The organism is Nostoc favosum CHAB5714, from assembly GCF_020829495.1.
Taxonomy (GTDB): domain Bacteria; phylum Cyanobacteriota; class Cyanobacteriia; order Cyanobacteriales; family Nostocaceae; genus Nostoc; species Nostoc favosum.
The window spans coordinates 1-23,745 of sequence record NZ_JAIVFQ010000059.1 but is presented as its reverse complement, the minus strand read 5'-3'; the positions used below and the strand labels follow the sequence as shown (position 1 = coordinate 23,745).

The 23,745-nt window shown below is 38.7% G+C and carries 22 protein-coding genes and 2 pseudogenes; 9 read left to right on the top strand and 15 right to left on the bottom strand.

From position 1 onward, the window contains the following. Window positions 1-24 precede the first annotated feature (24 nt). Both LC586_RS27190 and LC586_RS27185 read left to right on the top strand, forming a co-directional pair. Window positions 25-399, top strand: coding sequence for a hypothetical protein (locus tag LC586_RS27190; protein WP_229488342.1), 375 nt, complete (start codon window positions 25-27; stop codon window positions 397-399). A gap of 433 nt (window positions 400-832) precedes the next feature. After that, window positions 833-1,726, top strand: a complete 894-nt coding sequence (locus tag LC586_RS27185; protein ID WP_229488341.1) for a hypothetical protein — start codon at window positions 833-835, stop codon at window positions 1,724-1,726. Window positions 1,727-1,803: 77 nt separating this feature from the next. Here the strand turns inward: LC586_RS27185 and LC586_RS27180 are convergent, their stop codons facing one another. The 8 genes from LC586_RS27180 to LC586_RS27145 form a co-directional block, all read right to left on the bottom strand. Continuing rightward, the gene (locus LC586_RS27180; protein ID WP_229488340.1) at window positions 1,804-2,841 is read right to left on the bottom strand and encodes an Npun_R2821/Npun_R2822 family protein; all 1,038 of its coding nucleotides are present in this window, start codon (window positions 2,839-2,841) and stop codon (window positions 1,804-1,806) included. Between the two features lie 16 nt (window positions 2,842-2,857). After that, window positions 2,858-3,748: an Npun_R2821/Npun_R2822 family protein gene (locus LC586_RS27175; RefSeq protein WP_229488339.1), complete on the bottom strand. Its 891-nt coding sequence runs from the start codon at window positions 3,746-3,748 to the stop codon at window positions 2,858-2,860. Between the two features lie 3 nt (window positions 3,749-3,751). After that, complete coding sequence (locus LC586_RS27170) at window positions 3,752-4,729, bottom strand: Npun_R2821/Npun_R2822 family protein (RefSeq protein ID WP_229488338.1); 978 nt, start codon at window positions 4,727-4,729, stop codon at window positions 3,752-3,754. A gap of 3 nt (window positions 4,730-4,732) precedes the next feature. After that, window positions 4,733-5,686 carry a glycosyltransferase family 10 domain-containing protein gene (locus LC586_RS27165; protein WP_438822936.1) on the bottom strand — a complete coding sequence of 318 codons (954 nt, stop codon included), beginning with the start codon at window positions 5,684-5,686 and terminating at the stop codon, window positions 4,733-4,735. A gap of 58 nt (window positions 5,687-5,744) precedes the next feature. Then, the gene (locus tag LC586_RS27160; protein ID WP_438822935.1) at window positions 5,745-6,968 is read right to left on the bottom strand and encodes a glycosyltransferase family 4 protein; all 1,224 of its coding nucleotides are present in this window, start codon (window positions 6,966-6,968) and stop codon (window positions 5,745-5,747) included. Next, window positions 6,961-9,282, bottom strand: a complete 2,322-nt coding sequence (locus LC586_RS27155; RefSeq protein ID WP_229488336.1) for an ABC transporter ATP-binding protein — start codon at window positions 9,280-9,282, stop codon at window positions 6,961-6,963. Before LC586_RS27155 ends, LC586_RS27160 begins: the two co-directional genes overlap by 8 nt. A gap of 229 nt (window positions 9,283-9,511) precedes the next feature. After that, complete coding sequence (locus LC586_RS27150) at window positions 9,512-10,678, bottom strand: glycosyltransferase family 4 protein (protein WP_229488335.1); 1,167 nt, start codon at window positions 10,676-10,678, stop codon at window positions 9,512-9,514. A gap of 29 nt (window positions 10,679-10,707) precedes the next feature. After that, window positions 10,708-11,550, bottom strand: a complete 843-nt coding sequence (locus LC586_RS27145; protein WP_229488334.1) for a putative nucleotide-diphospho-sugar transferase — start codon at window positions 11,548-11,550, stop codon at window positions 10,708-10,710. A gap of 404 nt (window positions 11,551-11,954) precedes the next feature. Here LC586_RS27145 and gloB point away from each other — a divergent pair, with 404 nt between their 5' ends. The 3 genes from gloB to LC586_RS27130 all read left to right on the top strand — a co-directional run bounded on the left by gloB (window position 11,955) and on the right by LC586_RS27130 (window position 16,299). Beyond that, window positions 11,955-12,728, top strand: coding sequence for a hydroxyacylglutathione hydrolase (gloB, locus tag LC586_RS27140; protein WP_229488333.1), 774 nt, complete (start codon window positions 11,955-11,957; stop codon window positions 12,726-12,728). A 289-nt stretch (window positions 12,729-13,017) separates the two neighbouring features. Next, window positions 13,018-13,476, top strand: coding sequence for a 50S ribosomal protein L9 (rplI, locus tag LC586_RS27135; RefSeq protein ID WP_229488332.1), 459 nt, complete (start codon window positions 13,018-13,020; stop codon window positions 13,474-13,476). A gap of 159 nt (window positions 13,477-13,635) precedes the next feature. After that, a complete protein-coding gene (locus tag LC586_RS27130; RefSeq protein ID WP_229488331.1) occupies window positions 13,636-16,299 on the top strand; it encodes a replicative DNA helicase in 2,664 nt (887 codons plus the stop codon). A gap of 67 nt (window positions 16,300-16,366) precedes the next feature. Here LC586_RS27130 and LC586_RS27125 read toward each other — a convergent pair whose 3' ends face one another. Together LC586_RS27125 and LC586_RS27120 are read right to left on the bottom strand one after the other, a co-directional pair. Then, window positions 16,367-16,888, bottom strand: coding sequence for an FKBP-type peptidyl-prolyl cis-trans isomerase (locus tag LC586_RS27125; protein WP_229488330.1), 522 nt, complete (start codon window positions 16,886-16,888; stop codon window positions 16,367-16,369). 78 nt (window positions 16,889-16,966) lie between these two features. Continuing rightward, window positions 16,967-17,290 (bottom strand): phasin family protein, encoded by a 324-nt coding sequence (locus LC586_RS27120; protein ID WP_109011445.1) that lies wholly within the window; start codon window positions 17,288-17,290, stop codon window positions 16,967-16,969. Between the two features lie 135 nt (window positions 17,291-17,425). Between LC586_RS27120 and LC586_RS41215 the strand changes: the two genes are divergently transcribed. Beyond that, window positions 17,426-17,614 carry a TIGR03792 family protein gene (locus LC586_RS41215; protein ID WP_309143405.1) on the top strand — a complete coding sequence of 63 codons (189 nt, stop codon included), beginning with the start codon at window positions 17,426-17,428 and terminating at the stop codon, window positions 17,612-17,614. A 487-nt stretch (window positions 17,615-18,101) separates the two neighbouring features. Here LC586_RS41215 and LC586_RS27110 read toward each other — a convergent pair whose 3' ends face one another. Next, window positions 18,102-18,512, bottom strand: a complete 411-nt coding sequence (locus LC586_RS27110; RefSeq protein ID WP_229488329.1) for a 2TM domain-containing protein — start codon at window positions 18,510-18,512, stop codon at window positions 18,102-18,104. A gap of 540 nt (window positions 18,513-19,052) precedes the next feature. Between LC586_RS27110 and LC586_RS27105 the strand changes: the two genes are divergently transcribed. Continuing rightward, window positions 19,053-19,454 (top strand): fasciclin domain-containing protein, encoded by a 402-nt coding sequence (locus tag LC586_RS27105; protein WP_229488328.1) that lies wholly within the window; start codon window positions 19,053-19,055, stop codon window positions 19,452-19,454. 170 nt (window positions 19,455-19,624) lie between these two features. Here the strand turns inward: LC586_RS27105 and sfsA are convergent, their stop codons facing one another. Continuing rightward, the gene (gene sfsA / locus LC586_RS27100; protein WP_229488327.1) at window positions 19,625-20,350 is read right to left on the bottom strand and encodes a DNA/RNA nuclease SfsA; all 726 of its coding nucleotides are present in this window, start codon (window positions 20,348-20,350) and stop codon (window positions 19,625-19,627) included. Window positions 20,351-20,593: 243 nt separating this feature from the next. On the opposite strand from sfsA, the gene LC586_RS27095 reads away from it, so the two are divergent. Continuing rightward, window positions 20,594-21,262: a 2OG-Fe dioxygenase family protein gene (locus LC586_RS27095; RefSeq protein WP_229488326.1), complete on the top strand. Its 669-nt coding sequence runs from the start codon at window positions 20,594-20,596 to the stop codon at window positions 21,260-21,262. A 2-nt stretch (window positions 21,263-21,264) separates the two neighbouring features. On the opposite strand, the pseudogene LC586_RS27090 reads toward LC586_RS27095, so the two are convergent. Further along, window positions 21,265-21,520: pseudogene (locus LC586_RS27090) on the bottom strand (DUF711 family protein); the annotation flags it as partial. Window positions 21,521-21,715: 195 nt separating this feature from the next. Continuing rightward, a pseudogene (locus tag LC586_RS27085) lies at window positions 21,716-21,808 on the bottom strand (DUF711 family protein); the annotation flags it as partial. 105 nt (window positions 21,809-21,913) lie between these two features. Between LC586_RS27085 and LC586_RS27080 the strand changes: the two are divergent. Then, a complete protein-coding gene (locus tag LC586_RS27080) occupies window positions 21,914-23,182 on the top strand; it encodes a tetratricopeptide repeat protein (protein WP_229488325.1) in 1,269 nt (422 codons plus the stop codon). A gap of 124 nt (window positions 23,183-23,306) precedes the next feature. Here LC586_RS27080 and LC586_RS27075 read toward each other — a convergent pair whose 3' ends face one another. Beyond that, the gene (locus LC586_RS27075) at window positions 23,307-23,531 is read right to left on the bottom strand and encodes a PEP-CTERM sorting domain-containing protein (RefSeq protein ID WP_229488324.1); all 225 of its coding nucleotides are present in this window, start codon (window positions 23,529-23,531) and stop codon (window positions 23,307-23,309) included. Window positions 23,532-23,745 lie beyond the last annotated feature (214 nt).

Here is a 23,745-nt window from a genome sequence, read left to right as displayed (position 1 = left end):
ATTTAATATAAATCAGGAGTTTTCATGTACTATTTTCCTCTGCAACCGCCTTATTTTCTGTTACTTGTTGGATTTCTGACAGCATTAACATCTGGTTTGGCATTATCTGGTACTTTGAAAGTAATTGTGCAGAAATGGCCAACCGAACGTACAGAAGATACTAAACCGCGTTCCTCACTAAAACAATTACTGGTGCCATTTATCGGTATAACTGGCGGTACTTGTCTATTTCTGTCTTCAGGCTTAGAAATATTTGGTTTTCCCACCTCTTTAGCTTTAGGAGTCGGTTTACCAATTAGTCTGTTTACTTGTTTATTAGTTTGGTTGCAGTTGGGAAGTATGATGACCTTTATAGAACGCGAAGGTATGCAATCTTTAGATTTAGATTCTATGCAATAATTTAAAACAATATGGTTACAACGCTTTTCAAGTAATTGAACTACACTACTCCCGACTCTCCTTCTTAATCATGGTCTAAATACCTGAAAATAGCTGTAAGTTCTTATTAACTGAACTGTATTGAGATATAGGACAATTCACTAATACACAAATCAACCTAAATGCTCACCATCGCTGGTGAGCATTTATATTGTTAGGATGATGATTTGTCAAGGCTTTGTCGAGATGCAATTAATCACGTCTTCACATCTGTTAGGGCTTGAATGGAATTTAGTAATTGGATAAAAATAAGTACTATTACAGTAGTCAGTATCCACATTATATATGTAAATATAGTATTTGATTTAAATCGGAACAAGCTGTAAATTCTGCTGTCTCTAAACGTATTTTTGATATCAGTTGTCAGTCAAACTTTATTTAAAAATAAAACCTTATGCAACAGGAAAAACCAGACGTTTGTTTTTGTAGTTTAGCTTTGGGTAAAAGATATCGCTCTCATGCTTTCCTATTAGCTCAAGATATTGAAAAACATTCGCCAGGAATATACTTAATTGTCTTAACAGATAAACCACAAGAATTTAAAAAATATCCTAATGTTTTAGCATTTAAACATGAACAACAGAGCATTGGTTGTTACCACGATAAAAGGTTTGTAATTGCCAAAGCAATATCACTGTTTAATACTTGCATATTTGTCGATGCAGATATCAGAATATTAGAGAAGTTACAACCAGACATGAAATGGCTTCCTGGCATAACAGCAAGAAGTTGTACCAGTATTGTCAAACATAATCACGCATATATTAATTCTGTAAATGATGCTTACAAGGCAAATAGAACTAGAGATTTGACCATTCTTAGCAAGCTAGCACAAAAGCTAGACCTGGATTTAGAAGATACTAATATCCAGTTTGTGATGGAAATGTTATTTGTAGTGACAAGGCAAGATGGACGGGAAATCGAATTTCTCAAGCACTGGGAAACCATTGCACTTTACTGTGAGTTAAATGGTTTTTATGGTGCTGAGGGTTATGCAATAGGATTAGCTGCTGCTAAGGCTGGATTACCAGTTCGATGGGATGCTATGGATGGTATTGTCTATTTCAAAGATTGGGTAGAACGACAGAAAATCAAAAAAGGACAAGCAAATCCAGATACAACGCTAATATATTTTCAACAGCATGAAGCCATTGAATACCGCCAAAATTCAATTTCCCAAAAGCTGGCACGTAAACTAAATAAATTTATCGGCTATTACTATCGTTCTTTGTGTTTAAGACTTGCGACGTTGAATAATTTTAATTTTTATTACGATAGAATATTGTAAAAATAATCTGTTCGAGCTTACTAAAAAGTTCAATATGACAAACTTCGTAGAAAGTTTTAAGAATCTTTGCTATGTTATTAGTACCCATTAATTCTATCCTTTAAATTGCGGTAATTTAGCTTAATATTATTGACTCTTTGCTGAATAAAACTCCTAGTAGACTTTTGCAGAAGCATTAGCTGGCTTGGGCGGGTAAAGCTTTGAGGACGTTCTTCAGGTGATTTTAAATATCTATAATGCAAAAACACATCTCGATATGGAATATTAACATCTTCACCAGCGCAAAGTTGAGTAAAGTTTGATGAATTTATACTCATATAGTGCAGATATGTCAGCCGCCGTCCTTGGTCATAAAGGATGTTATCTACTACATCAAATTGAGAACTCCAGTGATTACCAGTTGACTGTTTGCAGTCATGAAAAGCAAAATTATAATATGAAATTCCACTTCTCAATACCATATAGTTAAATAAAGATTGGTCAGGGCCTAAACAACACATCACTTCAGCTTCACCCGCTATTAATTTGTCGATAAAGTCGGCTCTTATAGCTGGGGAAAAAATATTCTTTTTAGTGGCAAACCAACCAGCACAAAATACTTTAGATTGCAAGTTATCTGAGTTGAAAACTTGCTGCATCTGTTCTGAGGAACCATCAAAAACAAACTTTAAATCAGATTTATACTGAAAATCATTGACTACCCAATCATAGGCATCTAATTTTTCATATACATAATCTACGGGCCCCATTAACAAGGTATCTGCATCAAAATAAATAAATCTATCAAAGGGGCCATCCACACCACATAATTTGCGGTGCATTGGTAGCCGATAGAGTTCTGGAAAGCCCCACCCTCGCCAAGTTTTTTGTGCTCTAGGATAATTTTTCCATATCTGAGTAGCAAAGTCATCCCAGTAAGCTATGGAATCAGAATCTTCAAATAAGGTGACATTATCTCTAGATGCAATCTCTGCCTTTACTTTGTCTAACTGCTCATTATATGGAATTATACAAACAGGAATTTTTCTACCAGCATTAGCTTCTATACTGTTGAGCAACGCAACTAATTGGTCATAGACGACATCATTGGCTAGGATGTAAATGCCATCAATCATTGGGATACTCCTAATATTAAGTACGGGCAGAAACAAAGGGAAATAAACGGCGAGTCAGTTTGGGGATAAAGGCGAATTTACCCTCATGGAGATAACGATAGTGTTCCCACAATTGCCAATAGGGACTACCAGTTTTCATCCGTGTACCAGCCCAATGCAGATATTTTAGTCTTTGTCCTCGGTCATAGAGGGCGTAGTCTTGCTGTTGGAAATTTTGCGAACCTGCCCAACTACCAGGCCCTCCTCCAGGAATTTTGACAAGATTACCACGCTTGGAAATTAGTTTGAGAACAAGATAATTTAAAATGGGTTGGTCTGTAACTCCTTCAGAAAAATCAAAATATTCGCGATGTGCAGCACATTCGCGCAAAGCTTCATCCATCTGTTGTTCGGTAATAGTTCCTTTTCTCGAAGCCCAAAAACCGCTATTGAAAACGTCTTCAAGTTGAGCATCTGAAAAAATTTGCTGCTCTTTCACAAATGTAGAAAAGATATTTCGCAGCTTGTCATTGGCATGATGGTAATCACAACAGAAGAAATCAACTTCTGAAAGCTTGTCTAAATTGTCGGCAATTTTTTCAAAAACAACAATATCCGTATCAATATAAATAAACTCATCTAAAGGGCCAAACCACGCCACCAGTTTACGCATTTTGTTGGGTAAGGCAAGGAAATCTCGATCAAAAATTTCACCGATGCGTTTGGTAAATTTATCAATAAGTTCTAAATCTGGAAAAATTTTTACTTTATGCAAAGTAGCAAGCTGTTCTGCTACCTTATGATAATTTTCATTAAAAGGTATGAGATAAACGGTAACTTCTGGGTCATAGTAACGAATGCTATTGAGTAAAGCGATCGCATTATCGATAACCCGGTCATTGGCAACAATATAAATGCCCCTAATCATAAATTATCCTTGGTTAATTAACTTAAGTTTTCGCAAAGCTCTTGTAAGTAAATTTGGTACTGGAGCGTCATTATAACTTTTGGAAGGATTCTTAAAAACTGGACGCTTTTCTGGTTCGTGTAAGTAACGATAATAGAGAAATAAATCTCGATAGGGAAACTCAATATTTTCTCCAGCACAGACTGCTTGATTGATATTAGGAGGAATACCAATGTAATGGAGATAAGTCAGGCGATTACCTTTGTCATAAAGAATTTTATCTTTTTCTTCAAAATGATCAGAAGTAACAGAATTACCTGTAGTTTGATAATTGGGTAAGTTATGGGCAAAGTTATAAACTGGTATGCCAGACCTCATAAACATATAGTTTAGAACTGGTTGGTCTCCTGTTGGATAGAGTATTTCTCTCTCCCCTGCTCTCAAATTAGCTAATAACTTATTTAATTTATCTGGTTCAAACAAGCCTTTTTTAGAAGCGTAAAATCCTGAACAAAATATTTCTGTTCTGATCCGATTTTCATCAAAAACTTGTAGTAGTTTAACTGAACTAATGTTATAAACTTTATCTGGATGTTTAAACTGGAAATCGTAGACAACACAGTTATATTCATCTAATTTCTGAAAAATCAAATCTAGTGAATTCATCACTAGAGTATCAGCATCCAAATAAACAAACCGCTCAAAGGGCCCATCAAACGCACAAAATCGCCGATGACCACCATAAATTCTGTATTTATTTTTGTTCATACTAGCAGGACTGGCCTCTAGCATAAATTGATCCCAACGGTTGATTGATTCTTGATTATCGTAAAGGAATACATTAGGGCGTTTAGCTATTTCGTCAGCAATTCGCTGTGTCTGATCATCAAAAGGATAGATACAAACAGGAGTTTCCGGCCCCAAGATAACATCAATACTGTTGAGCAAAGCTACCAGTTGATCGAAAACATAATCATTGCCAAGGGTACAAATACCATTCATAATTTATGAGTGTTGTTCAACAAAGTTTGACAACCAGTTAAGCAGGTTTAATTTGTGTAAGATGATTTGACGTGCTTCTGCGATCGCATCCTTAGCCTCATACCAAGCATCAGGCGTAGCTGTCACTTCTTGAATGTAGGCAATGCCTTTTTCATCTAAACTGGGCAACCGCAAAAAACTACCCGGTGGCAATAATTTATTAGCAGCCGGGCCGCCATAGTATATTGGCAGACACCAGGCAAGTAAACTATCCCAAAGTTTCTCACTTACATACCAATTATTATCAACATAATTTTCAATTGCCAGATTGTAATAGTATGGTGCCATGCCATACCACTTATTACCCAGTTCTCCCGACTTTTTCGCCCATTGGGGTAAGTTACGCCCATACAAATCAAATTTCATACCACTAGATTGTAGGGACTGTAAAAAATTTAAACGTTGGCGATGATTAACTGTACGGCTAATTCCTGATGTAATCCAACTACATGAGGCAACCTTTTGGGGAGGTGGCATTTCATTTAAATCTTGAAATGAATTTGAATGATACCAAATAGCAGGCATATAGTCGGGAGTGGGAGCAAAATCATCAGGGCCAGAAACATAGCCGCAATACTGCTGGGCTTGTTGATAATTATGATTATTTATTTCTACAATTTCATCTAAAGGCGGTTCTCTTAGTAAATAAATAATTTGCTCTTTACTCACATCACGCAGTAAAGAATCAATATTTACTACTGATTTTTGCTGCCGTTTGCGAAAACTATCTAACCAGGATTTTTGTGGCGATGCTTGGGGAAAATCAAATTGATACATCAGCAGAAAATCTGGTTTGGCTGCCAGTGCTTGCATTTGCATATTGCCCCAAACTCCAAATTGATTCGGAGTTTGTTGCCACAGCCAATCGGCTCTAGTTTCTAAACCTCGATAGCTGCTAATCATACCTACAGTTTTCATAGTCATTTTAGTTATTAATCAGTTATTATTTGTCATTAGTTATTTTGCCCATTTTCCCTTATACAACAAGTTGGGGTAACAGAGATTCATCAACATAACTAAGAATTTTTGCCGCTCGATTTTCCCAGGAAAACTGCTTGACAAAATTGATACTATCTGTATAACCTTCTATTTTTCTGGGATGAGTTTCTAAAACCCGCTTTAGACATTCGGCAAATTTGCTGGGGTTATCTGGCTCACACCAAGCAGTAATCGACTGAGTATCTTGAAATTCAACTAATGATGGAATTTCTGTTGCTACAATGGGAGTCCCAGAAGCAAAGTAGTCAAACAGCTTTAAGGGAGATGTGAAAGTTGCCGCTTTTCCCGAACAATGAGGGTGAGCTAAAACATCGGCTGCTTGTAGCAAAGATGCTAAATCATTATGTAATATATAACCCAAAAATTTAATATTAGAAACTTGTTTTTCTTTTACCAATTGCTGATAATATTCAACTTGTGTTGGCTTACCACCTGCACAAACAAATTGCACATTAGGCATTTCGTTAGCCACATCAATTAGTACATCAATACCTTTAAATTGCTGTAACGCTCCCGCATAAAGTACCAATTTTTGGCTTTCGTCTGGCAATAGTTTTTGACGCCATTCTGCTGCTTTTTCTGGTTGTCTCTCCATAAATAAGCGATTAAAACCATTGTGCAGTTTAATCACTTTTTCTGGTGGCATCCCATTTTTAATCATGCTTTCGCGGATAGTATCTACAACTGTGACAGCAATTTGTAACAACGGATTTGTAACAATTTCTGGCTCAAATGGTTTATCTTCGTGGTGGTGGTGTTCATAAATTGCCGGAATGCCATTTTTGATGGCAGCTTTGATAAAATTCCAGTTGCGACTGTGGACAATTTTAGTAGTTGGAAGTATGTGAAATGGTAAATAATACTTGCTGGCAATGGTATTAGAGTCAGTAAATTTGCTCCGAAAATGGTCAATCGGCCAAGGCATTGGTAAGGGAGCAACTTTTAACTTGTCATGAAGGTTGTAATATTTAATAAGTTCTGTTGGTGTTTGTCTCGGTTGAAAAGGACGAGCTAAATTAGCTGGATTAATAGCTTTTGCTCCTTTTTCAGGATATACCAAAACTGTTGAGTATCCCAAGTTGGCAGCGCCGTTAGCTGCATTTGTAGACTGCACTAGGTGAGCCTCTGGCTGCGGCAACTCTTCACCAATGAAAAAAATATAGTGTTTTTTTAAAGCATAATTTCTCATAATTTTAAACATTAATACTATTCTCAAAATTTTCTAAATGGTCGAGCAGATATATAGCATATTTATAACTTTCAGTAATTAATCCCTTTTGTTCTTCTGTGGTGTATGTCAAATTATCAGCTAGAGAGCGGAGAGAGCTAAGTATGAGATTGAGAGAAATCCGAAACTCAATGGATAGATGATTAAAGGTCTGATAATAGGTACTTATAATATCTTGATTTTGTTCAGAAATTGAGATAATTTCCCCCTTTGTTTGCAAGTTAATAACATCCTCAAAAACATCTATGGTGTTGAGAATCCTCCATGCTGATTTGTAAGAGTCTTCAATTAATTTCTGCTGTTCTTGGGAATCGTCTACCAAATCATCAAGTAATAAGCGCAGGAACCCAATCATCGAGTTCAACTGTGTCCGAATTTCGTGAGAGATGCGGAACAAGCTTTGCTTGTGTTTAGTAGCGGCTTCAGGATGTTCAACAAATTTATTTGAGTTTAGGCGCATTGCCTTAAGAATTTTTGTCTGAATCAAGTTTTTGTTAGGGCGATCGCTAAATTGCATTGAGTACAAACGCGAGTAGTAACCACCTTTTTGTAAAAGTTCTTCATGGGTTCCCACTTCTACCACCTGTCCTTGATCTAATACGGCAATTTGATTGGCTTTTTGGACTGTGGAAAGGCGGTGAGCAATTATAAGGGTTGTGCGATCGCGACTCAAATCATCAAGCGCAGATTGTACTAAGCGTTCGGAAACGGTATCTAAGGCGCTGGTGGCTTCATCTAAAATCAGAATTTCGGGATTTTGAAGCAGGGCGCGGGCGATCGCTAATCTTTGCCTTTGTCCACCAGATAACATGACGCCGCGATCGCCAATCAAGGTATCAAATCCTTGAGGCAATTTGCTAATAAACTCATAGGCATTTGCCCGCTTGGCTGCTGCAAGAATTTCATCCTCAGTAGCCTCTGCTCGTCCGTATGCGATGTTATTCTTTACCGAGTCATTAAAAAGAAAGGTATCTTGACTAACAATCCCCATTCGCTTTCGCAGGGATACAACATCGAACTCCCGCAAATCAGTACCGTCAATAGTAATACTGCCAGCTATTGGATCATAGAATCTGGGCAAAAGGTCTGCTAAAGTTGATTTACCAGCACCAGAACTGCCTACTAATGCTAAGGTCGTGCCATGCGGTAAAAATAAATTCACATCTTTGAGTACCAACTTTTCATGACCAGGGTAGGCAAAGCAAAGAGAATTAAAAGACACGCCCTCAAGTAATTTTGTATAGGGACGCTTACCCTTATCCATGAACGGCTTATCGTGCAGGCTTAAAAACTCATTCGTCACATCTACACTGGCGGCGGTACTGGCAAAGTTGCTGCGAATAGTATTTAGCTGAGAAATTAATGGCAGCACTCGCAGCAGCACTAATAAATATGTTAGGAGTACAGTGGAAAGAGAAGAAACTTGGGAAGCAAAGAAGGTTTTGCTCAAAAGTACAATCAGCAGTAAAGCTGTAATACCCATCACCTCACTCAGAGGTGTAATCGCTTCTGAATTAACCTGAGATTGGAAATCTGCTAATTCGCGATCGCGAATTAATTTTTTAATCCGTTGATATTCTTTTTCTTCATTTCCCGTCGCCTTTACCAGTCGGATTCCGTTCAAAGTCTCCAGCACAGAGATTGAATATGCTCTAGACATCTCACTAAGCTGTTTCCCAAAATTTCTAGATCGGGAAATTGCATACTGATTTATTAACGTCACCAACGACAGCAAAAGCGTAGCAGCAATTGTCAGCTGCCAAGATATAGACAGCAATAAACTGACAAAAACTAAAATTGTGATTCCCAGGATAACCATCCTGACTGTACTACCTATAGCAGTTGCAGCCCGACCAATTTCTCCACCAAGACAGTTGATTAAATCACCAACCTTTGTCTTGGCATAATAATCTATATCAATTTCTAGTAATAGCCTTAACCCGGTTTCGCGCATATCCGATGTCAGCTTTCGGGTTAAAGAACTCGATGCTAAGGCGCTGGCATAAGTAGCTAAGTTTTTTAAAAAAATTGTGAATATAATCGCCCCAGCCATTACTACTATCCGGTAAGATTCTGGAGTATTATCAAAGGGAGATACCAAATTTTTTAGGATGGGAGGGGCAGTACTTAAATCTACTTCTTGTCCCACAATTTTTAAAATCACTGGCACAATTAAAGCTGTGCTAATTCCATTAAATAAGGCTCCAGAAAATCCTAACAATATTGTCAGCAGAATCAAACCTGGATAGGGTTTAGCGAATCTTAGTAGTAGTTTTCTGGTAGACATTGGGTATTTTTATGCCACTTTCACTTATTAATATAATTCACAAATTACTTGTTAGATTGGCTAATTATCAGATAAATAAAACTAAATAATCTTCATTTCTAAACTCCGTTAAAACACACTTAAACCTACAACACCAGCTTCCAGATATTTTGCCAGATAGTATCTAGAATCGATTTGGCACATAAGGCAATGAAAATCTCTTTTTTAATGCCCAATGCCCTATTAATATTCACAACCGAGCAATTACCGACTTCAGTACAGAAGCCATAGCCTCTATGCTATAGTGTTCCACACATCTTTCTCTTGCCTTGATACCTCGCCGGTTTGCTGACTCTAAATTTTGAAAAATCAATTGAATTTGTTCAGCAATCTGTTCAGGGCAAGCAGGCTCGACTAAATAACCAGTATCACCTAAAATTTTGGGAATATCTCCAACTCGTGTTGATAATATAGGTTTAGCCATTGCCATTCCATCTGTCAACTTTAGGGGAAATTGAGCACGAGTTTCTGGGGTATCTCGCTGGGGGACGACTACAATGTGAGCCGCCGCTACCAAATCAGGCATAACATCAGCTGGATACTTTGGTAATTTGATAATCCAGCGTCCCCACTTTTGTTGAAGTTGCTGATCATAATCATCATAAGGACTGCCACCTACAATGACTAGTCTTAAGTCTGGCTGATTAATTTTATCGAGTGCTATGAGAACATCTTCTAGACCTTTATAGGGTCTTGGCGCACCAGGAAACATTAAAATACGATATTGAGATAAACCATAACGGCTTCTACTAGACTCAGCATCATATTGAGTGGGATCAAATAAAGAGGTATCCTTGCCATTGGGAACAAATGTCCCACCAAAACGTTGGTGCAAAAATTCGGTATGTACTGTCACTGCATTAGCTTGATTCACCAAAGCTTCCATCCATTTCAAGTACAAAGGATGATTAGGTAATCTCAAAACACCGTCTTTTTTAAATAAGTCTTTTGCTAGCTGTTTGAGTGTGGGACGATATTGCCATTCATCGCCGCCATACCAGCTAAGTTCCCAATCATCGATGTCTAAAATTACTGCTCGGCGAGTGTATAGTTTCTTTAATAGTGCGACTCCAAAACTAGCTGGTTGAGGCTTAATTGCATAAATAATATCTCCATCAATATGTTTTAAAATTTTACCTACGGATTTAAAAAAACTTGGATAATTAATCCCTTCTACAGCATATACTTCAGATTCTAAGGGAATTGCTCCGTACAACTCATTACCAAATAAGAAGCCCAGGATTTCTACTTCGTATCCCAGCCTAATCAAGGCTGCTTTTAATAACGAAGCACGAATAAAACCATCATTAGTAGATAAATTCCAGACAAGCAACGATACCTTTAATCTATCTTTCATAGATGCTAAATTTCCTACTTATGAATGCATCATTTCTTACGCCAGGGATTTGTAACTTGATTTGGTAAAAAAACTTGAGCGAATCTGTCGAAAACCCTTGTATATAAGGAACGAGTAATGTTTTTAGCATATTGAGGTCTATAAGGATAGGTACAGTGAAGAACTTTAATTGTATCCTGAATATTGTAAGCATCCTGCCACTTACTGAGATAATTATAGGTTGGTGGCAGTATTTTCATGTGAGGGCGTACAGATGCGATCGCAGAAGCAAAAGCTCCTTGATCTTTTAGGAGTAATTTATCTTGGTTATTTTTGACAATCTCAAAATAACGTTGAAATTCTTCAAAAAATACCTTGGTTACTTCTGTTTTCCGAAAAGCCATAAAACCGCCATTATATTGCACACTATCTGCTTGTAATGGTAAACCTATAGATTGCAGAATTGGCAAAACATTTGGCAAAAGGTCTTCTTGTTTACCACGTAATAAATTTGTAGCCTTAAGAATAGAAGGTTGCACATCTTCAGTTAGTAAAAAGTCATATTCATCTAAATACTCAAATACATCATTGATATCCGAAAGTAAACAAATATCAGAATCTAGGTAAATCGTTTTATCAAACTCAGAAGCCGCATATAGAGCCAATTTTGCTTGGCGTGATGCTAAAACAGTATTTTCATTTGCAGGCGCTGGCTTTAAAATTACATTTTTGAACGCCTTTAGCAAGGGATAAAGAACTATTGGAACTTGGTCAATTAAAATAATGATCGGTTCTTGATGAAACTTTCTAACCGCCGCTAAAAAATGAATACAATCTTGAAAAGAGTATAATCCAGTTAAAATTGTAATAAATCCTTTAGTTGGTGTTGACATAAATAAAATGATAATTGTTGTTTAATTAGGAAATTAATATGGATTTTTCCGAAACTTTACTCTATTTTTAGTTATATTCAAATTAAATAGAGTAGAGATCAACAAAATATTAACTTGAAAAATTATTATTTTTACGTAAAAAAATAATAGAATAAATCTAACTTTTTATTTGTTGGTATTCCCAGCGAAATTTTACTGATAAATTCATCTGAAGTTGATTTAGTTTAAGTATAATTACCTTGTAAGCACGGTTGTATAATATCATCATGGTTAATATTGCACTATAGCTATAATAAACAAAGTATAAATACTTAATATAGCTTGTGCAGGTAGCCCTATTATTCACTGGAATGTAGGATTGCTACTCAATACCAAACATTTATGTTGTAAGGGAGGCAGAGGTAATGCAGGTAATCCGTCTGGAAGCACTCTCAGACAACTACATATTCTTGTTGCATGACGAGAAACAAAATATCGCTGCTGTTGTCGATCCAGCCGAGTCTCAACCAGTATTAAAGAAACTGGCAGAATTACAAGCTGAGTTAGTAGCAATTTTCAACACGCACCACCATAACGATCATGTGGGTGGTAATAAGCAATTAATAGAACAATTCCCCCAACTGATAGTTTATGGAGGAGCGGAGGATCGTGGTAGAATTCCCGAACAGCAGGTCTTTTTGCAACAAGGCGATCGCGTCGGGTTTGCAGATCGCATAGCTGAAGTTATCTTCGTTCCCGGACATACCCGCGCTCACATCGTTTACTACTTTCCCCCAGAAAAAGCTGGTGAGACAGGCGACTTATTTTGCGGCGATACCTTATTTTCTGGCGGTTGCGGTCGCTTGTTTGAAGGAACACCGAGCCAAATGGTAGATTCTTTAAGCAAGTTGCGCTCTCTACCTGATGATACACGCATCTGGTGTGCCCACGAATACACCTTGAAAAATCTGCAATTTGCCCTAACTGTGGATGGCAACAATACCGACTTACAAAGACGCTTCAATGAAGTAAAAGCTTACCGTAGCCGAGGAGAAGCTACCATTCCCTCGCTGCTGGGAGTGGAGAAGCGAACAAATCCCTTTTTACGTTGGGATCAGGAATCATTACAATTAACTGTTAAGAGTAGCGATGCAGTCCAAACCTTTGCGCGGATACGAGAAATGAGAAATAACTTTTAGTCATTTGTCATTAGTCATTAGTCATTTGTCATTAATTATTCTTCCCCTGCTTCCCCTGCTTCCCCTGCTTCCCCTGCTTCCCCTGCTTCCCCTGCTTCCCCTGCTTCCCCTGCTCACTCATCTCCCCATTCCCCAATTCATTCAATTTTCTCTAATAGTTGCGATCGCACCCTTCCTTTCGCTACGATCTGTAAGCTTTAGGGTATAGGCAAAGAAGCTTGGAATACAGCACTGACATTGTGAGCTATCTTACCCAAACCCAAATTAATCAGATTTTACAGGAAAAACGATGGCGAAACGCGTACAGTTAGTTTTAAATCAGGATATCAGTAAGCTGGGAAAATCTGGCGACTTAGTGGAAGTAGCTCCTGGCTACGCTCGTAATTATCTGATTCCCCAGAAATTGGCAACCAATGCCACTCCTGGTATTCTCAAGCAAGTAGAACGCCGTCGTGAGCAAGAGCGTCAACGGCAATTAGAACTCAGACAACAAGCTCTTGAGCAAAAAGAATCTTTAGAAAAAGTTGGCAGCTTGACAATTGCCAAGCAAGTTGGTGAAAACGAAGCAATTTTCGGTACTATCACCACCCAAGATGTTGCAGATGCGATTAAGGCAGCCACCGGTCAAGAAATCGATCGGCGTGGAATTACCATCCCCGATATTAACCACCTTGGTACTTATCAAGCCGAAATCAAGCTGTATTCGGAAGTAGCGGCACAAGTCGATATTCAAGTCGTCGCTAGCTAGGAGACAGCAGAGGGAGCAGAGGGAGCAGGGGAAGCACGCTAACTCTTGTACAGACGCGATTAATCGCGTCTCCCTTGTACAGACGCGATTAATCGCGTCTCCCTTGTACAGACGCGATTAATCGCGTCTCTAGCTTTCATCTCAAAACTAAAATCGTTTATGGCTGAAGAACTGAGTTTTCACTTGTCTGGTAGCGATCGCCTCCCACCACAAAATATTGAGGCGGAAGAAGCGATTTTGGGAGGTATTTTACTAGATCCAGAAGCGATTAGTCGAGTTAGCGATCGCCTCCTTCCAGAAGCTTTTTACATTAGCGCTCACAAAGATATTTATCAAGCAGCTGTCAGGCTCCACGCCCAAGGTAAAGCCACAGATTTGCTCTCAGTCACAAGTTGGCTGACTGACCATGAAATGCTAGCCCGCATTGGTGGTAGAAATAAATTAGCAACTCTGGTAGACCGCACAGTGTCAGCCGTCAACATCGACGCTTTAGCAGGGTTAGTGATGGACAAATACCTGCGGCGGCGCTTAATTAAAGCTGGCAATGAAATTGTACATCTTGGTTACGAGACAGAAACAGAATTACCAACTGTTTTAGATCAGGCAGAACAGAAAGTTTTTGGCGTTACTCAAGAGCGTCCCCAATCGGGTTTAGTTCACATTTCTGATACTCTAATTAATAATTTTCAGGATATTGAAGATCGAAATCAAGGCATCGCCTTACCTGGTATTCCCTGCGGATTTTACGATTTAGATGCCATGACCGGCGGCTTTCAGCGTTCTGATTTGATTATTGTCGCTGCTAGGCCTGCAATGGGAAAGACAAGCTTTTCGATGAATATTGCACAATATATTGCCAATTACGAAATTATTATCAAGCGTGATAACATTGACGAGCGGAAGAAACTACCAGTTTCTATTTTCAGTTTGGAAATGTCCAAAGAGCAACTGACGCAACGGTTATTAGCTAGCGAAGCGCAAATTGAAAGTAGTTATCTGCGGACTGGACGCCTGAGCCAAACACAGTGGGAACCTTTAAGCCGTGCTATTGGTATCCTTTCGGAGATGCCGATTTATATTGATGACACACCGAATATTACAGTTACACAAATGCGTAGTCAGGCAAGAAGACTGCAAGCAGAGCAAGGAACACTGGGTTTGATTGTAATAGATTACTTGCAATTGATGGAAGGAGCAGGCGATAATCGCGTTCAAGAATTATCAAAAATTACGCGTCAACTCAAAGGTTTAGCGCGTGAACTATCTGTACCAATTATTGCCCTATCTCAGTTAAGTCGAGGGGTGGAAGCACGCACTAACAAACGCCCGATGTTATCTGATTTGAGAGAATCTGGTTGTTTAGCAGGCGATAGTCTCGTGACATTAGCAGATAGCGGATTGCAAGTACCAATTAGGGAATTAGTAGGTAAATCTGGTTTTGCAGTTTGGGCATTGAATGAAGCTACAATGCAGCTAGAAAAGGCAATTGTTAGCAATGCTTTTTCCACAGGTATAAAGCCTCTGTTTACTTTAACAACTCGATTGGGCCGAAAAATCCGTGCCACAGGTAATCACAAATTTTTAACAATTAATGGCTGGAAAAGACTTGATGAATTAACTCCTAAACAACATCTATGTTTACCAAGACATCTCCCAAGTCCTGGTAAACAAACCATGACTTATGCGGAAGTTGCATTATTAGGGCATTTAATTGGTGACGGTTGTACATTGCATAGTCTTGCCATACAGTACACTACCAGAGAGATAGATTTAGCTCAGAATGTTGCTTTCTTGGCAACAGAAGTTTTTGGAGATTCAATTGTTCCTAGAATTTCACCTGAACGTGGGTGGTATCAAGTTTACTTATCCGCAGCACAGAATCTAACTCATCGTGTGAGAAATCCAATAGCCAAATGGCTAGACTCTCTCGGTATTTTTGGTTTAAGGTCTTATGAAAAATTTGTACCTCAAGAATTGTTCTCACAACCCCAAGAGTCAATAGGTTGCTTTCTAAGACACCTTTGGAGTACAGATGGCTGTATAAAATTGGTTGCAGGAAAAAACTTAAGACCTATTGCATATTATGCAACGAGTAGCCAGAGACTAGCTTTTGATATACAGACACTTTTGTTAAGACTTGGTATTAACGCAACACTCAGGACAGTTCCTCAAGTTGGGAAAGGCAGAAATCAATATCATGTAATAATCACTGGTAAGCCTGATCTCCAGTTGTTTATTATTCATGTTGGAGCAGTTGGAGAATATAAGCTACGTTCACTCCAAGATATTTTCCAACACCTTGAAAACAGTATTCACAACCCTAATAGAGATGTAATTCCGAAGGATGTTTGGAAAATAGAGGTTGTACCTGCGATGCGAGCTATTGGCTTCACCACACGGATATTACAAGCCTCCATTGGAGTTTCGTTTTGTGGCTCTACTCTTTACAAAGTAAATTTAAGTCGAGAAAGAGCTTTAAAAGTAGGCAACATTGTTCAATCATCTAAACTGGTTACTCTTGCCAAAAGTGATGTTTATTGGGACGAGATACTTTCAATTGAATATAGCGGCGAGGAAGAAGTCTTTGATCTTACAGTTCCTGGTTTGCATAATTTTGTTGCGAATAATATCATTGTCCACAACTCAATAGAACAAGATGCCGATTTAGTAATAATGTTGTACCGCGACGAGTACTACTCTCCCGATACTCCTGATCGCGGGATTGCAGAAGTGATTATAGCTAAACATCGCAACGGGCCTACTGGTACTGCGAAACTTTTATTTAATCCTCAGTTTACAAAGTTTCAAAATTTAAAAATTTAGCCATTGAATTGGGGACTGGGACTGGGAGAAACCAATTCCCAATGCCCAATTCCCAATGCCCTAGTTTCTACTTAACTCCAAGCAATTCCACATCAAACAGCAGAGTTGCGTTGGGTGGAATCACGCCACCAGCACCACGAGCGCCATAGCCTAATTCAGATGGGATGATTAACTTACGAAGACCACCTACTTTCATGGTGCTAAGTCCTTCATCCCAACCTTTGATTACCTGTCCAGCACCGATTTTAAAGCTGAAGGGTTGGCCGCGATCGCGTGAACTATCAAACTTAGTACCATCTTCTAAAGTGCCGACATAGTGAACTTCAACCGTTTGTCCAGGTTGAGGAGTCGCCCCAGTCCCCTCTTTTAACTCGACATACTTTAATCCAGAGGGGGTGGTTACGGCATTAGCATCAGACATAGTATTGCTCGCAATTAGAGTATTATTTTCAGTTACAGTTGGGGGCGCTGGCGGCGTTTGGGTTATCTGGGCAGCAATGGCAGTATTCTGTTTACTGCCTACTTGCCCTACAATCAATAGCACAACACACACCAGCATGAACGCCACGCTGAGGAAAATTGGTTTCAAAATCAGTTCTCCTTACTTAGGTATCCTGGCAAAAACATTACCAACAGGACACAATTAGTTTAAATCAGAAAGGACATCCTAACGCCAAAGCTTATTTTCTAAATCGCGTAATTGACGCTCTAAACGATCAATTCTACCGCGCAGTTCGTCCACTTCCGACTGGCGAGCTACCCCCAAATCTTGCATCATATTTCGCATTTGCCGTTGCATTTGGACATCGAAGTTTCCCTGCTCCGACTTTAACTGCTGGGCAATATCATCTATAACTGCCTTGGCTTGCTCTGGATTGAGCTTACCGTCTTTAACTAAATCATCGCTGACTTGGCGCAGTTTTTCTGCTACTAAAGATGTTGTGCCAAGACCCACCATCATTAGCTGTTGCAACCAGTTGTTGCTCTCCATACTCCCTTCCTCTTACTTATTTCAAACCAGCCGATCCTTGCTCCTGAGTGTAGGCAATCAAGCTATGCTAAAAGCGTGGTTATTCTAGCCTACATCTCTATTTTGGCAAATTAGCAAACACAGAGATCACAGGGTGTGCTTATAGAACGACTCAAGTTTAAGGTTGCCCCGAATTTAAGGGAAAATTTTATTCAGAAGGACGCACAAATTTGGACAATAGGGCTGGCTGAATATCCTAGATTTCTCGCTCAAGACGTTTGGATGAGTCTCAATGACCACACAGAAGTTACCCTCATCATTTTTGGGGCAACACTGGAGCAGTAGAAAGCCTTACCCCAAGCAGATTTGCAGACTATTAAAGATAAATTCATCAAAGCACTGAGAGAATCTTATCCAGTAGTGGAGTCAGCAAAGTATCAAGTACGGAAATTTCCCCATTTCTAGGTGAAAGATTACTCTCGACTCCAAGAGTTGGGGCTTAACAACAGGCAAGCTTCCGCCACAGTTACTAGTGAAGCGATCGCCCCAAAAAATTATAGGAATCCAACTTAATTATTTCACGGCAATTCAAGTCATTGGTCATGAGTCATTAGTACCAATGACTAAATCGGCGGAAATACCGCCGATTCTATTTGAGTTTTGCGGAGTATAGTGAGAACCAAAACTTGAAAAGCCAAGCTTTCAGTCAACTTGGCTTTTCAAAAATCAAATCGGATTCCCATCATAAAATGAGTTAAAGGTTAGATAAACCCATTGCTTTTAAAACTTAAAGCATCTTATTGGCATCTCCATTCTTAAAAGTAGGGAGGAGTTAAATTTTTGCACGCCAATTCTGAAAGGCTATCTCGTAATCCTCTGATTTACTCTGAAAAACACTCCACCAATGAAAAAATAGTCCTAACCCCCATCCTAATGCTGGGAAGATAGCCCAAAAATAACTAGGACTAGTTATTAAATTCAAAAGAATAAGGAATAAATTCACCGCTACGAAGCTAACCAAATGTGTCCTAAAAGCTCTGCGTCGGAAAGTATTAAATGTGCGTCGCAAACGTTCCTCTTCTTCTTGAGCTAACCACTTATTTTCAGTTGCTTCCAAAATATCAGAAGAGATACCTAAGTCAGATGCCATTTCTATAAGCTGTTCTCGTGAAAATCCACCTTCTTGTTTACGAGCGAGTGCTATTTGAAGGATTTTTTGCACATCTTCTGAATCGTAAGTCATTTTAATTACCTTATAAGTTTGTGTGTAAATGCGCCTTTGATTTCACGAGGTTTTCGATAGGTTTCGTTCAATTTAGTTAGCGAAAGCCTCTACATTTTGCACCCAATACTTAGTTCAATTTACACGCTTATTATTTTCTCACAATCGATTTAGAGCTACTGTATTTGTCAATACCTCTATATCGCTTTTCTGACATTAAGCAAACATTATCTGAAAGTTGAATGCTAGTACTGTCAGAAAAGACTGATTTAAATTATGAATTACTAATTATTAATTATGTTGACGTACTTTTTCTATTTAGATTGTATAGCGATCGCTCCTACGATTGTATAGAAAAAGGAGCGATGCATCCAGGAGTGCCCATAACTCATCCGCCCAGACAATGTACATATAATTCTCTACTTGTATAAAAAAATATATATATACAAACTTTTATGATATCAATAAGAAATTTGATTTTACATACGTCTAACGATAGATAGATTTTATTAAATAAATAGTTTAGATTTGTAACAGATTACACAGAACTAGGTAAAGCACATGGCCAATATAGTTGATACCGCCGCTAATAATGGTTCTTTCAACACACTAGTTGCAGCAATCCAAGCAGCTGGTCTAGTAGATACACTGAAAGGCCCCGGGCCATTTACCGTCTTCGCACCCACTGATGAAGCGTTTAATAAGCTTCCAGCAGGTACAGTAGACGCATTACTGAAAGATATTCCCAAGCTCACAAAAATCTTGACCTATCATGTAGTCTCAGGAAAAGTACTAGCTGCTGATGTAGTTAAGCTGAAGACAGCTACAACAGTTGAAGGTTCAGATGTAAAAATTGACGCTTCTAATGGCGTTAAGATCAATGATGCAACTGTTGCAGCAGCAGATGTTGATGCTGATAACGGTGTCATCCATGTGATTGACACAGTTTTGATTCCTGCATAAGCAAACATCAGAATAGCGAATGCTATTTGTGGCGCGGCGACTAACTATAGTCGTTTCTCCATTACAGTCTGGTTGAATGTTTTTTAGTAAACACCAACTACCAACAAATCCATCTAGATAGTGTCTAGATGGATTTATTGTTTCATGCGTTTAGATTTAATTAGGTATAATCAAATTTTTAGTTTAGCCAAACCCAAATAACGGATACCTTCGGGGGAAATATCAAAACGGCAAGGTAAGACCTCTAAACCAAGAGCGATCGCATCCCGTAATAATTTACCATATATAGGATCTGTGCGATCGCCAGGGGAAAACTCAGTACAATCACCGCGATTGATAAAGTAAAGCATCACCGCACGAGTTAGAGGTAGCAGCGCCATTAGTTCTCGCAAATGCTTTTGTCCTCTTGTAGTTTCCGTGTCGGGAAATAAGGCTAGTCTTCCTTCAGACAAAGTTGTATTTTTCACTTCTAAATAAATCAGGCGTTCCTCATCACTCCCCGTTAAGAAAAAATCCACTCGACTTTTTTTATCTAGCCCATAAACCACCTCACCCTTGATTTGGCTATAGTCGCCCAATTCTGGGAAAAGATATTTCGCCAAAGCTACCTTTACCACCCGATTGGGCAAAAAAGTATTTATGCCTACCCAAGTCGGCTCGTTGTCATGTACCTGAATTAGTTCTAAAGTGTAAGCCAATTTGCGGTTAAGATTATCACTTTTGGAAAGCTGTACCGCACTTTGGGGAGTAGATACTCCAGTCATTGGCCCTGTATTTGGACAATGTGCTGTCACTATTTCGCCAGAAGTAAGTTGAACATCAGCAAAAAACCGCTTGTAACGCTTGAGTAAAATACCGGGATACAAAGGTGGGTAACGGTAAAGCCAATCTATCATTATAAAACCTTGTTGCTGCTAGTAAATATACGTCGATTCCTTACCCACCTACCTCTCAACAGCAAATCTTTTCAGCAGCTACTCTGCCCCATAACAGAAATTGAGTAACTGCATATATCATAAAATGCGAATTTTTGTAGTTAAATTGACAACATAGTAATATAAAGTAGCATATACTAGGTATTATAATCCTCCCATAAAAAAAAATTTGGGAGAATTCCAACATGCAAGGAGGTAAATCCTATGCAAAAAGTGTGGACAGCAACGGAATTAGAATATGCTTTTCTGTTTACTCTAAGAAAGGTAAATTCGATCAATTTAGAAGGTTTCAAGCCATTTTTTAGTAATATGCCTATTGACCCTTATATCAAAGGCAACTATCGTTTAAGAAGATTATCTCGGTTCACAGTTTCTGGAAATGAGTTAATCAAATTACCTCATGGCTACTTCTTTCAAAGTAAAGAGTATAATCCATTATTGGGCGACTTAAAAAGAGAGTTTGCAGAATTAGATGATGCACTCATAGAACTCGATATTTTTAGAAATCTTGTCTTAGCATTTAGTGATTCTTGTAAACTTCATCCTGAAGCTGAAATCGGAGTTCATCAAATTAGAATTATTTGTTCGCCAGATAATTTTGGTAATCCAGCGCCTGAAGGTATCCATCAAGATGGGACTGATTTTATTGGCGTTTTTTCAGTAGATAGAGATAATATTCAAGGTGGAGAAACACATCTATATACTGCCAAAAGAGAAAAACCTGTGTTTAGCAAAGTTCTAAATCCGGGGGAACTATTATTGGTCAATGACCATGAGTTTTTCCATTTCGCCAATCCCATAAAACCACAAACTGACGCTCAAGGAAGTTGGGATATTTTTGTACTGACTTCTCCTAGCTTACTTTCAGGATAATTTTAGTTAACTGTAAATATTTTACAATTTACGAGATATGGGGAATTGAATGTAGTCATTTCCCCAGCTTTTTTATTTTGAATTGTAAATAATCGTACTGATAATGGTTTGTCTAACTTGATGGCTAAACTTCGCCATATGAATTAATAAAGCTGCAATTTTTTCTATCTTGATATCACCTGGTATCGGAACTGTATCCAGTCCACAGCCACAAACTGCTGAATATAATAAATTTGTAATATTATATGTTTGCTTGTTATACCAATTCTGTATGAAGATGCGCTAAAAAGTATTTAAATATAATAAATAATAAATAAAAACGAACCGCATAGACGCGGAGCGGCTTCCCGCAGGGTAGGACGCAAAGGACACAAAGAAAGAAAGAAAGAAAGAAAGAAAGAAAGAAAGAAAGAAGTTAAAAGGGTTTGGCGCAGCCTCACAAAAAATGGTATTAGTCCTGTTAGCTAGTCCGACATCTTCACAAACTGGAATCATAAATCCAGAGTAACCACAGATTTTTATTGATACATTTTTTAATATACGAGAAGTAAAGGCACGCTGAATACTTAAAATATTAAAGGTGAGTGTATAGGTGAGGCTACGAAACAAGCGTGCTGGAATTCAACTAACTGAATCAACCAAACAAATGCCATGAATGACGAATTCTACAATAGAGGATTGGAAAAGGCTAGGCGAAAAGACTACGCTGGAGCAATTGAGGAATTTAACCATGCTTTACAACTGACACCTTACTTTACCGAAGCTTACTTGCAACGGGGTTTGGCATATTATGACTCAGGAGCAATCCTTAAGGCTGTTTCAGATTATACCGAAGCCCTGAAGCTGAATCCTGAAAGTGTAGAGGCATATTATTGTCGTGGATTGGCTAGGATGGCGCTGAAAAATTTGCCAGGGGCGCTAGACGATGTTGAACGCGCTATTCGTCTCAATCTCAATTATGCTTCTGCTTATTATCTGCGGGGGATAGTGCGACGCAAACAGGGTTATATTCAAGACGCGATCGCTAATTTTAAAAAAGCTGCTGGGTTATATCTAGAACAACAGGATAAAGACAATTGTCGTCTGTGTCTGGAACAAATTAAACAGCTACAACCCCAAGAATTACCTACTGTACAGCAATCACGTTCTCCAAATGCGCCCATATTATCCACAAATGAATATTTCACGCAATTATTAGAAAAGGCTGAAAAGGGAGATACGCAAGAGGCACTCGCCGATTTAAACTGGGTATTAAAAGCCGATCCACAAGATGCCCAAGCTTACTGCTGTCGTGGGGTTGTGCGTTGCAAAATGGGTAATTATCGAGAAGCGATCGCAGATTTTAATCAAGCATTGCGATTAGATTTTCAAGATGCCATCGTCTATCGCAACCGAGGTAAAGCGCGTTCTATATTGGGCGATCATCAAGGTGCGATCGCGGATCTTAATCAAGCACTTGAGATGCAACCCGAAGATCCCTTAGTCTATATTGCCAGAGGCAATGCTTATCGAGCAATGGGTAACTATCTCGGTGCAATTCAAGATTACAGCTACGCGCTACAAATAAACCCTGATGATGCTCAAGCTTATTACAATCGCGGCATTGCCTATACTTGCATGGAAGAAATGCAAAATGCCCTGGAAGATTATCAACGGGCGGCGAGTATTTTTTGTGAACAAGAAGACTGGGGAAATTATCAACAAGTCTTAAGTAGCCTAGAAAAAATCCAAAAATTTAGTCCAGAGTCAAAAAAGCAAAAATATAACCTACTACGTCAGCGACTTTTGCGAATGGTTGGCGGATATTGGGAAATTGCCGAAAGATTAATTCAGCAGAAGCAGGATTACCATCCTGGGATGTCAGACGAGTGGTATTTGCAAAAAGTGATTGATGATTTAGAACGCGATCGCGGTAGATAAAATATAAATGTCACTATATACGTAAATTCACCCGTATAAGTGTACGGGTGAAAATGCAGTCAATCACTTTTTATTTTCTAATGAAAGTAAAAGCACTTTATATTAACAACGTTTCAAAGTTTAATTAGAAGTGCGAGTTTTGACGGCGACGACGCAATCCAAACATACTAACTGCTCCCACTGCGAACATTGACAGAGTAACAGATGGTTCAGGAACGCTAGCGCCAATTAGCTCTTTAACATTCTTCTCACCGATATCAAGAACGACGACAACATCATTAAAGTCACGATCAGAACCTTCGTTCCACTTACCAGTTGCGGAATCTATACCCGAAGAACCCCACCTCATATCTTGCACCTACCGAAAAAACTCGGAAAAAGCAGATAAAGATTACAAAAATGTAACATTATAAGCAGTGTCATGGTTGCTCACTACTTAGATATTTAAAGAACTATAAAACTAGTGATGTTACTTAATTTTTCCAGAAAGACGATGGCAGGTTTTGTCAGGATATGATGTTCCAACTAGTGATTCGTTGATCAGGCGATCGTTAATTATGAGA

Excerpts from the sequence above, each read along its gene's own strand:
- LC586_RS27190 (WP_229488342.1), top strand. The coding sequence starts at position 25 with ATGTACTATTTTCCTCTGCAACCGCCTTATTTTCTGTTACTTGTTGGA.
- LC586_RS27185 (WP_229488341.1), top strand. The coding sequence starts at position 833 with ATGCAACAGGAAAAACCAGACGTTTGTTTTTGTAGTTTAGCTTTGGGT.
- LC586_RS27180 (WP_229488340.1), bottom strand. The coding sequence starts at position 2,841 with ATGATTGATGGCATTTACATCCTAGCCAATGATGTCGTCTATGACCAA.
- LC586_RS27175 (WP_229488339.1), bottom strand. The coding sequence starts at position 3,748 with ATGATTAGGGGCATTTATATTGTTGCCAATGACCGGGTTATCGATAAT.
- LC586_RS27170 (WP_229488338.1), bottom strand. The coding sequence starts at position 4,729 with ATGAATGGTATTTGTACCCTTGGCAATGATTATGTTTTCGATCAACTG.
- LC586_RS27165 (WP_438822936.1), bottom strand. The coding sequence starts at position 5,686 with ATGAAAACTGTAGGTATGATTAGCAGCTATCGAGGTTTAGAAACTAGA.
- LC586_RS27160 (WP_438822935.1), bottom strand. The coding sequence starts at position 6,968 with ATGTTTAAAATTATGAGAAATTATGCTTTAAAAAAACACTATATTTTT.
- LC586_RS27155 (WP_229488336.1), bottom strand. The coding sequence starts at position 9,282 with ATGTCTACCAGAAAACTACTACTAAGATTCGCTAAACCCTATCCAGGT.
- LC586_RS27150 (WP_229488335.1), bottom strand. The coding sequence starts at position 10,678 with ATGAAAGATAGATTAAAGGTATCGTTGCTTGTCTGGAATTTATCTACT.
- LC586_RS27145 (WP_229488334.1), bottom strand. The coding sequence starts at position 11,550 with ATGTCAACACCAACTAAAGGATTTATTACAATTTTAACTGGATTATAC.
- gloB (WP_229488333.1), top strand. The coding sequence starts at position 11,955 with ATGCAGGTAATCCGTCTGGAAGCACTCTCAGACAACTACATATTCTTG.
- rplI (WP_229488332.1), top strand. The coding sequence starts at position 13,018 with ATGGCGAAACGCGTACAGTTAGTTTTAAATCAGGATATCAGTAAGCTG.
- LC586_RS27130 (WP_229488331.1), top strand. The coding sequence starts at position 13,636 with ATGGCTGAAGAACTGAGTTTTCACTTGTCTGGTAGCGATCGCCTCCCA.
- LC586_RS27120 (WP_109011445.1), bottom strand. The coding sequence starts at position 17,290 with ATGGAGAGCAACAACTGGTTGCAACAGCTAATGATGGTGGGTCTTGGC.
- LC586_RS27110 (WP_229488329.1), bottom strand. The coding sequence starts at position 18,512 with ATGACTTACGATTCAGAAGATGTGCAAAAAATCCTTCAAATAGCACTC.
- LC586_RS27105 (WP_229488328.1), top strand. The coding sequence starts at position 19,053 with ATGGCCAATATAGTTGATACCGCCGCTAATAATGGTTCTTTCAACACA.
- sfsA (WP_229488327.1), bottom strand. The coding sequence starts at position 20,350 with ATGATAGATTGGCTTTACCGTTACCCACCTTTGTATCCCGGTATTTTA.
- LC586_RS27095 (WP_229488326.1), top strand. The coding sequence starts at position 20,594 with ATGCAAAAAGTGTGGACAGCAACGGAATTAGAATATGCTTTTCTGTTT.
- LC586_RS27080 (WP_229488325.1), top strand. The coding sequence starts at position 21,914 with ATGAATGACGAATTCTACAATAGAGGATTGGAAAAGGCTAGGCGAAAA.
- LC586_RS27075 (WP_229488324.1), bottom strand. The coding sequence starts at position 23,531 with ATGAGGTGGGGTTCTTCGGGTATAGATTCCGCAACTGGTAAGTGGAAC.